The following is a 12,191-nucleotide window of genomic DNA, read 5'->3' as shown; positions in this document are numbered from 1 at the left end:
TGCCTTATTCTGTTACCACACCTTTTTGTAACATAATATTGGCATATAGTGCACTCTCTCCGGTTGCAATAATGGCATAGACCTTTTTTGCCTCCTCATAGAAGGCAAAGCGCTCGATCTGTCCAATGGCTCTGCCACCTCGGGAATCGTGTTTTGCGATGACTTTTTCATAATTCTCCCAGATCGGCGTCTCCACCGGATCCCCAGGCATCACCTCCATCAGATTCAACGGATGCTCCACATAACTATCCAATGGAAACACCTGCAAAATGGCATCCAGAATCTCAGTCGTGCCATGTCCGTCCATCCGAATCACGATTGCATCCTTCCCCATGGACTCAGCCGGAAAATTACCGTCTGCGATAACCAGTCTGTCACTGTGTCCCATTTCACAAAGTACCTTTAATAACTCGGGAGATAATATCTTCGGAATTCCTTTTAACATGCGCTTACCCCTTTCATGACGTGATTTCTCCGTCCACATCCCATAGATCCTGCCAGTCGGTTGCTCCGGGCCACAGAAATACCTGACCTTTGATCAGGCGGCAATTCTTGTCTGCTTTCCGGATCATCTCCATCTCTTCCACTGTCAAGGGATCTTCTGTGATGCATTTCAGATTATCCACATATTGATATTCCTTTACTGAAAAAGGAATCGGAATCTGTCCTCTCTGTACCGCCCACTTTAGGCAGATCATAGCAGGATGTACGTGATGATGCTCTGCAATCTCCATAATCTCCGGCATCCGGGTATCTGAAATATCCTCTGCCGTCCGGTCTCTCTCCGGTCTGGAGGGCGATCCGATGGGACAATAACCGATGGGTTGAATCCCCTGTGACAGTGCATAGTCATACAATTGCGGCTGCTGAAATCCGGGATGCAATTCCATCTCTAAGAACATCGGCTGAATCCTACACAACGGCAATACTGCCCGAAGTTTCGGTACTGTCATATTAGACATACCAATGTATTTTACCCTGCCTTCTTCCACCAGTGCCTCACACTGTCTCCAGGTATTCAGAAATTCCGTCACAGAAAACGGTCTGGAATCCGGATTACGGGAATCTCCGTCACAGCCGGGAGCATGATAATTGGGAAAAGGCCAGTGCACCAGATACAGATCCAGATAAGATACCCGCAGATCCTTCAGGCTCTTCTCACAGGACTCCTTCACTCTATTGTGCATATCATTCCATACTTTAGAGGTGATAAACAAATCCGATCGATCCACGATTCCTTCTTTCAGGACACGCTCAATGCTCTCTCCGATACGATTCTCATTCTGGTATACGGAAGCACAGTCGATCATACGATATCCTGCCCGGATGCCGCCATATACAGCTTCTGCAATCTGATCGCTGTTATATTTATCGGATCCGAAGGTTCCGAGTCCGATTGCCGGTACCTTAAATCCGTCCACCAGAGTCCGCTTTGGGATCCGGCTCTGTTCTATGATTTCTGCCATATGATAACCTTTCTTCCCTTAGTCTTCGGGAAATACCACTGCCACCTTGCCACAGTTTCCACTTGCCATCAGTCTGTAAGCTTCCCCTGCCTGCTCCAGAGGGAATTCGTCCGTGATCAGATCTTCCGGATGAATTCCCCAACGCACCAGTCTTTCTACCAGTTCTTCCATTCTCCACAGCGAGGTTACCCAGCTGCCGTAGATTGTCTTCTGACCATGAATAATGTCCGGACTGGGGTTAAAAGTACAGGTGCCTCCCTCTCCCACGAATGCGATCCTGCCCCATTCTCTGGTAGCACGGATTGCCAGCTGTCTTCCTGGATCACTGGCGCTGGCATCGAACGCTCTCTCCACACCATTGCCGTTTGTTACTTTCATGATCTGATCATAAGCCTCATCCGGTGCAAATACATAATCAGCCAGTCCCATCTTCTTCGCCAGTTCAATACGGTACGGATTCGTCTCCACGCCGATGAGCATATTGGCTCCCAGTGCTTTTGCCAACATCAGTGTTGCCAGACCGACAGGTCCCAGACCGGTTACCAATACTGCATCATTGCCGCTGACACCTACCTTTTCGATAGCCTCATATACGGTACCGAAACCACAGGCCACCTGTGCTCCATCCTTGTAGGTCAGCTCATCTGGCAATGCGATCAGATCCTTCTCATCTGCCAGAATATACTGTGCCATGCCACCGTTTCTCTGCCATCCGTATGCCTGACGGAATTTACTCTTGCAGGAAATATAGTAGCCTCTTCTGCAATCGTTACATACACCACATCCGGAAATGTGATAAATAATAACACGGTCGCCCTTCTTGAATCTCTTCAAACCTTCGCCTTCCTCTACGATCAGACCACAAGGTTCATGACCTGCCACAGTTCCGGGAATATAGCCTTCCGGACCTTTTCCCACATGTTCTCTGTAGATGCAGCGGATATCACTGCCGCAGATAGTTGTAGCCATTGCCTTGACCACAACCTGTCCATGTCCCGGCTTCGGCATTTCGAATTCTCTAAGTTCTACTGTGCTGTTGCCCGGAAGAATTGCTCCCATCATCTTTTTCTGTTTCATTTCCTGTCTGTCCATCTGTTAACCTCCTTAAAAATAAAATGTTATATGTTCTTCTGTCATATTTTCTCCCTGTGTGGGTTGCTGTGATACATCCATTCTAATCCCACAAATATACGATTAATAGACATATTTTCGACATACGTTGTGTATTTTTGTCGTGTTATCGCACTTTTTTAATTGACTTTTTTCTTTACCGTTGCTACACTTAATATCATCGGATAGGTCACGGTAAATCCGGACAGCAGGAGGCTCCATGAATCAGACAACGAACAATACCATCTATGGTCTCGATGTGAAAACCACTATCGACAACACAACTTTTCTAATTCTGAATATTGCTTTCGAACACTTTTTCAAGCCACTGCCACGCCACAGCCACGGTAACAACAGCTATGAACTGCACTACATCCCTAATGGGCTCGGACAGGCAGTCATTGATGGCAGTTCTTATGAGCTTACGCCTGGCACACTATATATGACAGGCCCCCATGTGGAGCACGAGCAGATTCCAAGCCCTATGGATCCCATGACAGAATATTCTATCTATTTTCAGTTGCAGGAAGAAGATGCTCTCCTCGTTTTTTCCGGCAGCACTGCGGACAAATTTCTGAAAAAAAGATTCTGGATTGGTCCGGATACCCAGAATCTTGGTGTACTGATGGAGCAGCTCTTCTATGAATTAAAATATAAATATACCGGTTACATGATTCAGGTAGAGGCTCTGTTACAACAGTGTCTTGTAAAAGCTGTCCGCAATTACGAGGGAAACCGTTTCTCTAAACAGCACTTTGCTCCCTCCAATCTCATTGACGGTAAGACCCTGATCATCGAACGGGCCTTTCTCTATCATTACGAGACCATCACTCTGGAAAACCTGGCAAAAACTCTTGGGTTAAGTGTCCGCCAGACGGAACGGTTCCTGAAAAAATATTACGGCAAGACCTTTCAGCAGAAAAAACAAGAAGCCCGAATGTCTGCGGCAAAAATCTATCTGACAGACAAACGCCTGAGCATCACGCAGATTGCGGAGAAACTGAATTACTCCACATCCCAACATTTCACCCAGGCGTTTCGACAGCATTACGGCATCACTGCCAATAAATACCGCAGGCAGCTCCAGGATCCGATGGATTAAATCCTGATCCTGCGCAGTTCTCCCTGTTTTAGATAATAACATGCATCGTATTGCAACACCGGACAGGAAATTCTGACCTCCTGATCCTCATAAGATTCCAGTTCTGCTTCCAGTATCTTCTTCTCCAGATTCCATGCCAGCTTCCGGATGCAGATTCTTGTTCTGGCCATCAGACCATCCACACTGCCCTGCTTCCACTCCTCCGGAAGTGCCGGCAGGAATTCGATCTCTCCCCGTTCGGAATACACCAGTGCTTCATGTATGATTCCTTGCAATCCCAGAATCGTATCCGTGCAATAGACCCCTCTGCAGCGATCCGTATTATGATCCGTCAGCAGGCTGCTGTAAAAAATATCACTTTGCACCAGCAGGCGCAAGATTTCTCCCAGGCTCCTGCCATCCTTCAGTCTGGCAGCCACCAGTCCCTTGTGGATCCAACCATGAGAGGCAGTATCATCTTTTCCGGCATTCCCGACATTCCGGTTCCTGATGGCCTGCCTGCAGCTTTCCGCAAGTCCCACATTATGCTGTGCCTCTACTCCGGGCCATGCGCAATAGAGATGGCTGATATGGCGGTGCTCATGATTGTCATGCATCTGTGGCAGTGACCATTCCTTTAATCCACCGGTCTCATCCATCTGGTATTCGGGCAGCTTTGCGGCAAGCTCCCTGCTGGCTGTCAGCCACTCTCCCGACCGTTCATCGCAGATCCTCTCTTCCAGTTCCCGGATCATGCGTAATACATCTGACGCCGCCGCAATGTCCATGGCCGCATTGGCAGTGATCGTACTGGAATAGCCGTTTGGATGATTCTCCGGAGAATAAGAGGGAATGATCAGGTATTTTTCTCCCTCCTCCAGAGCTGTCTTTCCTTTCTTATAATGAGGCTGTCCCTCTCTGTCGGTATAATATTCCGGGGTACACAACTGCTCCCAGAAATGAAACGTCTTCCACAGCAGGGGGCGCAGAATCTCCTGTTCCAGATCCAGGCTTTGTTTTCCGCAGACTTTGGCCAGATCCTCTGGCAGTGGGATCTGCCGGTTACCAAAACACTGCCAGTACTCAAAGATCGGCACCATCAGCCAGGAAGCCCCGGCATTCCAGTACTGGAAAGGATAGTCAATATCATACTCTACCATAATTGCCCGATTACCGTCGGTATTCACCGGTGCCAGCAGGGCATCCCACATGCCGTAAACAGCTTTTGCATTCTCCTTCCAGTCCCCGATCTGGCGGAGGATAAAATACATATATCCCCAGGCCGCTTTTTCCATGTGCCCGGTATTCATACCAGAGACCTGAATATTCACATTGGCATCCATCGTATAGGCTCCGCTCCAGCCGGGATTCCATTCCCCTGTCCACAGTCCGCACAGCCTCGGTGCAGAATATCCGGCGCAGGCAGCCTGCACATATCTGCCTGTCTGGTAGATCCGTTCCATCAGTTTCTGCAACATCTGCGGCGTATTTTTCTGCCGCTGTAACAGTTCCGTATTGGTCTCCTTTTCTACGCCTTCCTCTCCGGAATCCGCTGTCTGTTCTCCCAGATGAAAACTTACTGTACCATAGGTCTCCCTCTGCTGTTCCTTCTGCAGTGCCAGCGCTCTCTCATAATTCCAGCTGCCTTCTTTTGTACGGTATTTCGCCACTGCGCTCTTCAGGTCTGCCAACACCGCATCGATGGTTTCCTGTGCTTTCACCCCCGGAAAATCTTCCATTTCTCCCATTTCAACCTGGGCAGCCGTCTTCGCCAGGATCCAGACTGCCTTTGCTCCCCGGATGTGGATTTCTTTGCTGCCTTCCGTCTGTTCCACATTTCTGCTTCCTCCTGTATGTAGAATCCGTACCATGGTCACATACCCCTTATCCTGCAGCTCGCTTTCCACAAATACCGGATAATGCGCTGCCTGTCCGAGATAAGTGCCCGCCTTGTCATAGACCAGTTCATATTTCATATTTACTTCCGGTCCGGTTCCCCACTTTTTTACTCCGAATTTTGGCAGCGTCTCCGGCGGATCTATGGAAAGTATCAGTTCGGGAAGTGTCTCCTTTCCGCCTGCCAGATACTGTGTCACAACGCAGTCCTCTCTGGAGACAAATGTATGCCGACTGAAGTCCCCGGTCTTATCCCGATAGTCCATAATGATCTCCCCGGTCTCTCCTACCATCCGGCGGCTGTATGCTTCGAGCTCCTGCTGTGGTGTCGTGATCCGAAGCTGCATCCCTGGATGGTAGGCATACAGGTAAGTTCTTTTTCTGCCGTGTACATTCCAGGTAGCATCCATATGCAGCACTGCCTGTCTGGCCTCCTGCAGCTCACTTCCCACTTCCGGCGGAGTCATTCTGGGTTCTTCTGTCGGCATCAGCAGTTCTATATTCTGATAGGTCAGTACCTCTTCATAGGGATCACAGAAACAGATCACTCCGCTGTGTCCATTGCCTGCCACCAGTCTCTCCTGCCAGATTTCACCGGTTTTCAATTTTATTTTCCTTTCGTTCATTTGTCTTCTCCTCGTTTTGAATGCTTTGTATTCTATTTTGAAATATGTTATAATCTGCGTGTTATCTGAATATTACCTTACACGTGAGGAACCTGGTATGTATCAAGTAATCATCGTAGATGATGAACCCCGTATTCTGGAAGGGATCATTCATCTTTTTCCCTGGAACAACTTCGGCTTTGAAGTCGTTGCTTCCTTTACCAATGGGAAAGAAGCCCTGGAATATATCAATGCCCACCCACAGGTGGATATCGTTATGACCGATATCCAGATGCCTGTCATGACCGGTATCGAACTGTCTCAAAAACTGAAAAACGAAGATATCATCGTCATCTTTTTCAGCGCCTATCAGGATTTTGAATATGCCCGGGCAGCAATTATCAATCATGTCACGGACTACCTGATCAAACCAATGAAATATGACGCCATGTCTGCCTGCTTTGAACGCATCCGGAAAACCCTGGACGAACGGGAGAAGGGCCATTATCTGCCTTACGAAGCCAATGCAGACGAGGCGGATTATGTGACGATTGTGAAAAACTATATCAAATCTGATTATAAGACCGCAACATTGGAAGCAGCCGCTTCTCTGGTACACTACTCACCGGCTTATCTTTCTTCCGCTTTCAAGACGGATACCGGTGTCAGTTTCTCCCGTTATCTGCTACAGGTGAGGATGGAACAGGCCATGCAGATGCTTTCGGATCGTTCCGTCAAATTTTACGAGATTGCAGATGCCGTCGGCTATCTGAACCCCAAAAATCTCACCCGTAATTTCAAGGAATATTACGGAATCACACCACAGGAATTCCGTGCAGGGAAACAGCCGGAAGTAACTCCTGAGAACAGAGGATCGTTATCATGATGCACCGATTTTTCTTAAAACGCTTAAAAGTATGGAGTTCTCTCCTGTTAATCCCTACCGGTCTTTTGTTTATATGCATCATGATCCTTACCGCAACCTCCCAGCTACAGACCATCAAAGAGACCACCCAGTCCACTACGGATGATCTCTGTCTGAATCTGGAAAGTACCATGGATGTTTGCACTTCCCAACAGGAAATGATCACGCTGAATTCCCAGTTGCTCTTATCCATGCGCAAGATTCTCTACAACAGAGAGACTACTTACACCGACTATGTCTTCCTAAACAGTATAAAGACCTTCCTCGGCAGTATCTCCGCCTCCCATCCACTGGTGGACAGCCTTTATCTTTATCTGGATGACAATAATATCTTTTTCTCTTCTGACAAGACGATCCGTTTTCTGAGCAGCGATGTGGACGCCGGTTGGTATGATATCTATACCTCCCTTCCGGAAGATCAGGACACCTATATTGTCTCCAGGGAAATGAAGACATCCACCTCATCAACATCAGAAAATGTACTGACGGTATATAAGCGTTTTTCTTATCTGGATGGTGTCATGGTATCCAACCTTTCTCTGATAGAGCTGGAAAAAATGATGTCTGCAAAATCCACATCCTGGAAACACGGTATGTTTCTTCTGGACAGCGGGCAGAATCTTCTGGCTTCTCAGGGGTTTTCTTCTGTTCCCGACTTTTCTGAAGTGGATCTTTCCACACTGACGGATGGCTTTCACTGGGAAAAGGTAGATCATCATTTCTATCTTACTTATGTGATATATCAACCCACCTACCGGTATTATTCGGTGCAGCTGGTTCCTGTTTCCGCCATTATTCTCTATTGTGCACAGAATCTGCTGTTGCCGCTGATCATGCTACTGTTTGCCCTGTTCATTATCTTCCTGTTCTCTTATCAGATCACAAGGGATAATTTCCGGCAGATCCAGTCAGTGATTGATCTGTTCGGTAATGCGGAAAAGGGGATCTACCCTACTGAAAAAGATTCTCCGGCAGACCAGCCGGATGACGAATACAGCCTGATCATGAACAATGTCATCCGCATATTCTTAAATACCACATTTTTAAACAGCCAGCTGGCAGAGCAGAAATACAAAAAACAGGCTGCGGAGCTCAGCGCCCTACAGTTACAGATCAACCCACATTTTATGGTCAACACCCTGCAGACTCTGGATTTTGAAGTCTACAAGATAGCAGGCGGTCCTTCCACCGCCAATACGATCATCAGCAATCTGTCAGATATTCTCTCCTACTCTTTGGCCAATCCACAGGTTTCGGTATCGATTCAGGATGAGATCACTTATATTCACAAATATGTGGAAATACAGAGGTTCCGCTTTCCCGACAGTTTTTATTACTTTGAAGAAATCGACAATTCTGTACTGCCGCATGCGTTTAAGCGTCTCCTGCTTCAGCCACTTTTAGAGAACAGTATCAGTCACGGGCTGCGTCCCGGCAATCGCCAGGGAATGGTAAAAATTAAGATTTTTAAACGGGATGATTGGATCCATATATCAATAACCGACAATGGTGTGGGAATTCCAAAAGACAAACTTCAGAAGCTGAGATCAGATCTTATGTCAGACGCTTCCATGCGTATCGGACTCGACAACGTGAACAAGCGTCTGACACTGACCTATGGTTCCGAGAGTGCTCTTCATATTTACAGTAAAGAAGGACTCGGAACCTGTGTGTTTTTCCGCATTCCGGTTCAAATTTAACCCTTCAGACCACTGGTGGCAATGCCTTCCACAAAATACTTCTGTGCAGCGAAGAACAGTATGATCAACGGCAGAATGGACAGGAAGGACATTGCCATTACTTTATTCCACTGAACCACGGATTCTGCATCCAGAGACAGTCTCAAGGCCAGAGACAGGGTATATTTTTTCACAGAGTTAATGTAGATCAACACGTTTGTATAATCATTGTAAGTCCACATGAACTGAAACAGACCTGCGGAGAAAAGTGCCGGTTTCATCAGTGGCACAAGGATCTTCACGAATACCTTCAGATCACTGCAGCCGTCAAGATAAGCAGATTCATCCAGTTCTCTTGGCAGTCCGCGGATAAACTGGATCAGCATAAATACAAAGAACGAGTTCACAGACAGCAGGCCCTGTAAGTAAAACGGCCAGTAAGTATCCACCAGTCCCAGCTTATTAAACATTGCATAACGTGGGATCATAACTACCGCTCCGGGAAGCATCAGTGTGGCAATCAGAATACCAAACAGAATCTTTTTGCCGGGGAACTGGTATCTGGCAAATCCATAAGCGACAATCGCACTGGATAATACCGTAAATAACGTAGTGATGATCGTCATCACAAAGCTGTTTTTGAAAAATGTAGTATAAGTTATTTTGCTGTTCACATGCCAGCCGTCAATATAGCTCTGGAAGCTGAAGGATGACGGCAGCAGTTTGACAGATCCGAAGATCTCCGCATTGCTCTTGAAGGTTGCGAAGAACATCCAGATGATCGGATACAACATTGCCAGTCCGATCAGAAGTACTACTGTGTAGGTCACCCAGGATACGCTGTTTCTCTTTTTAAGCTTTTTTCTCATCTTAGGTTCCTCCTAAAAATCGTTTCCATCTTCGTAATATACCATCATGGAAGAGAATCGGAATAAAATCATCGTAACGATCATGATCATAATGAAGATCACCCAGGAAATTGCGCATGCATATCCCATTTTATAGAAAGAGAATGCCTCCGTGTACAACTTCATTCCCAACACGTAGGTAGACTTTAACGGGCCTCCGTTGGTAATGACCAGTGAGCTGGTAAAGCTTTGTAATGCAGTGATCGTCTGCATGATAATATTGAAAAATATAATAGAGGAAATCTGTGGCAATGTGATCTTAACGAATTTCTTCCAGCTGCTGGCTCCATCGATATCCGCTGCTTCATACAGATCCGCCGGTACATTTTTCAGGGCTGCCAGGAACATAACGAAGGAAGATCCAAACGTCCACAGTTGCAGTAGAATGATCGTCGGTAATGCTGTCTTGGGATCTCCCAGCCAGTGCAGGGTCGGCAGATGGATTGCTTTCAACAGGGAATTGATAATACCCTCCTCCTGGAACATCAGCTTCCAGAGAATGGCAATACCGATGCTGCCGCCGATCAGAGACGGGATATAATAAATTGTACGAATGAAATTGATTCCTTTCATGTTTTTATTCATAACCAGTGCTACGATCAGAGCCACTGTTAATTTTCCGGGTACAGTAAATATTGTGTATATCAAAGTAACTTTTACGGAATACCAGAATTCATTATCCGCCGTAAATAATTTCACATAGTTGGCCAATCCGATCCATTTCGGAGAGGACATGATATTATATTCTGTAAAGGAATAGAACAGGGATGCAACAAAAGGATATACCTGCAGTCCGATCAATCCGATCAGCCAGGGGGCAATGAATACCAGTCCGATCCACTGCTTCCTTTTTATTTTTTTCTTTTTCGGTGTCATGTAGAGTACCTCCGCCTCGTAAATGTCTGAGGTATCCCGAAATCCTTCAGGATACCCCAGTATCATTTCTGTGTAGTACGAATCCGAAACTGATCCGGGATTACTTGGATGACAGATAATTGTCCAGAAGGCTGATTGTTGACTTGGCAACGTCTTCAGGAGTACCCTGTCCGTAAGCAACCTGAGTAGCTGCATCCTGCAGAATCGCCGTTATTTCTTCCTCTGTGGTCAGCCCCAGATCATTGGTTCCTGTATAGGTCTGGATAATATCCACGCTATCCTTGGTGATGCCTTCCAGAATGCCCAGTTCTGTACATGCTTCCTGCCCTACACTGGTAGGAGGTACGGAACGGACTGTCTTCAGGATCTTGGCTGCATCTGCATTGTTGTAGAAGTAGTTTAAGAACATCATGGCTTCTTCCTGATGTTCGCTCGCACCGCTGACACACATATACTGAGGTGCATTGCAGTACCAGCCTTCATCTTTGGCATTTGTCATAACTGGAAGCTTGCCTGCCGCAAAGTTTCCATCGGGACATGCTGCCTGCAAAGTCTCTACTGTAGAGGAGTATCCGAATGCTGCCACATATTTCTGGTTGATCCAGTTAGGATCTGTTCCCAGATCTGCGCCGTATGCGATAACAGTAGACATAGGTGATGCAACGCCTTCATCATACAATGCCTTAATGTAGTTCAGTACCTCCACCAGATCTTTTTCCTCGAAACCTCTCTTCTTGGTCTCATTTACCAGAACTGTGCTGCCGGTCAACTGCTGTAAGTAAGGGCGGACGATCATGGTATTCAGCTCAGAACTTCCCATGGTCAGCAGATACATATCCTTGTCATACTCCTTGACCTTCTTGCCCATTTCTACAATATCGTCCCAAGTATAATCACTACTGAAGTCAACGCCGATCTCATCAGCTACCTTCTTGTTGTAGATCAGTGCATGTCCGGAAATACCGGTCGGTACACCATACTGATGTCCGTCGAACTGTCCGTTGTTCTTTAAAATAGATTCTTCGAAGGTAGACAGATCAAAGACATCTGAGAAATCTTTGAAGTCTGCAAAGTATCCTGCATTGGATTCTACATAGCCGGGCATCCAACCGGTTCCCATCTGGAAAATGTCAGCTACCGTACCGGATACCAACTGTGCTGTCAGCTTTTCCTGATAACCATCACTGCTGCCGTACTCCGCTTCTATCGTGATCCAGGGATATTCCTGCTCGAACTTGTCGATCACATCCAGTGTTGCCTGCGCTCTCTCATCACCGCCCCACCACATGAAGCGCAAAGTTACGGGATCATGGTTCTCTGCTGTTTCCGTACCAGCAGCTTCCTGCGTGGCTGTCGCCTGAGATGACTGTGTGCCGTCTGTCATCTCTTCGGAAGCGCTGTTGCCGCATCCTGCAAGAGACGCTGTCATTGCCATAGTTACGAGTAATGCTGTTAATTTTAACTTCTTCATTTAGTACCCTCCTTCAATCACATTTATGTGTTTGCTTGATGAGTTCATTATAACGGATTTTGCCAAAAGGTATGAGACGCTCAGGTTCGCAAAAAGGCACTTTGTTTTTTTGTTTTGCCGAAAAACTCACTTATTTTTAGATTCTGTAAAGAGAAGTACGCTTCGTTATTTGTT

General features: G+C 46.7%; 10 protein-coding genes. 3 read left to right on the top strand and 7 right to left on the bottom strand.

Annotated features, from left to right (window positions below):
* Nucleotides 1-4: 4 nt before the first annotated feature.
* Genes DW835_RS04420 through DW835_RS04410 form a run of 3 tightly spaced genes read right to left on the bottom strand, consistent with a single transcriptional unit; the run spans nt 5 to nt 2,558 of the window.
* Entirely contained in the window at nt 5-445 is a 441-nt protein-coding gene (locus DW835_RS04420; protein WP_118538935.1) for an RbsD/FucU domain-containing protein, read from the bottom strand.
* A 13-nt stretch (nt 446-458) separates the two neighbouring features.
* Complete coding sequence (locus DW835_RS04415; RefSeq protein WP_118501612.1) at nt 459-1,466, bottom strand: aldo/keto reductase; 1,008 nt, start codon at nt 1,464-1,466, stop codon at nt 459-461.
* Nucleotides 1,467-1,484: 18 nt separating this feature from the next.
* On the bottom strand, nt 1,485-2,558 hold the full coding sequence (locus DW835_RS04410; RefSeq protein ID WP_242993424.1) for a zinc-binding dehydrogenase: 1,074 nt from the start codon (nt 2,556-2,558) through the stop codon (nt 1,485-1,487).
* 238 nt (nt 2,559-2,796) lie between these two features.
* Between DW835_RS04410 and DW835_RS04405 the strand changes: the two genes are divergently transcribed.
* Entirely contained in the window at nt 2,797-3,678 is an 882-nt protein-coding gene (locus DW835_RS04405; protein WP_118730762.1) for an AraC family transcriptional regulator, read from the top strand.
* Here DW835_RS04405 and DW835_RS04400 read toward each other — a convergent pair.
* The gene (locus DW835_RS04400; RefSeq protein ID WP_118730761.1) at nt 3,675-6,179 is read right to left on the bottom strand and encodes a glycoside hydrolase N-terminal domain-containing protein; all 2,505 of its coding nucleotides are present in this window, start codon (nt 6,177-6,179) and stop codon (nt 3,675-3,677) included. The two genes, DW835_RS04405 and DW835_RS04400, sit on opposite strands and share 4 nt — an antisense overlap.
* A gap of 97 nt (nt 6,180-6,276) precedes the next feature.
* Here DW835_RS04400 and DW835_RS04395 point away from each other — a divergent pair, with 97 nt between their 5' ends.
* Both DW835_RS04395 and DW835_RS04390 read left to right on the top strand, forming a co-directional pair.
* The gene (locus tag DW835_RS04395; protein WP_118501609.1) at nt 6,277-7,044 is read left to right on the top strand and encodes a response regulator; all 768 of its coding nucleotides are present in this window, start codon (nt 6,277-6,279) and stop codon (nt 7,042-7,044) included.
* The gene (locus DW835_RS04390) at nt 7,041-8,783 is read left to right on the top strand and encodes a histidine kinase (RefSeq protein ID WP_117465192.1); all 1,743 of its coding nucleotides are present in this window, start codon (nt 7,041-7,043) and stop codon (nt 8,781-8,783) included. The genes DW835_RS04395 and DW835_RS04390 overlap by 4 nt, the downstream gene beginning before the upstream one ends.
* On the opposite strand, the gene DW835_RS04385 is transcribed toward DW835_RS04390, so the two are convergent.
* From DW835_RS04385 to DW835_RS04375, 3 genes are all read right to left on the bottom strand, one after another.
* Nucleotides 8,780-9,631, bottom strand: a complete 852-nt coding sequence (locus DW835_RS04385; RefSeq protein WP_117465191.1) for a carbohydrate ABC transporter permease — start codon at nt 9,629-9,631, stop codon at nt 8,780-8,782. The genes DW835_RS04390 and DW835_RS04385 overlap by 4 nt on opposite strands.
* A gap of 12 nt (nt 9,632-9,643) precedes the next feature.
* Nucleotides 9,644-10,546, bottom strand: coding sequence for a sugar ABC transporter permease (locus tag DW835_RS04380; protein ID WP_117465190.1), 903 nt, complete (start codon nt 10,544-10,546; stop codon nt 9,644-9,646).
* Between the two features lie 100 nt (nt 10,547-10,646).
* Nucleotides 10,647-12,017 carry an extracellular solute-binding protein gene (locus tag DW835_RS04375; RefSeq protein ID WP_118730760.1) on the bottom strand — a complete coding sequence of 457 codons (1,371 nt, stop codon included), beginning with the start codon at nt 12,015-12,017 and terminating at the stop codon, nt 10,647-10,649.
* Nucleotides 12,018-12,191: the final 174 nt, after the last annotated feature.

The sequence above is a fragment of the Clostridium sp. AM34-9AC genome (genome assembly GCF_003480225.1).
GTDB classification, from domain to species: domain Bacteria; phylum Bacillota; class Clostridia; order Lachnospirales; family Lachnospiraceae; genus Acetatifactor; species Acetatifactor acetigignens.
This window is presented reverse-complemented; position numbering and strand designations above follow the sequence as displayed.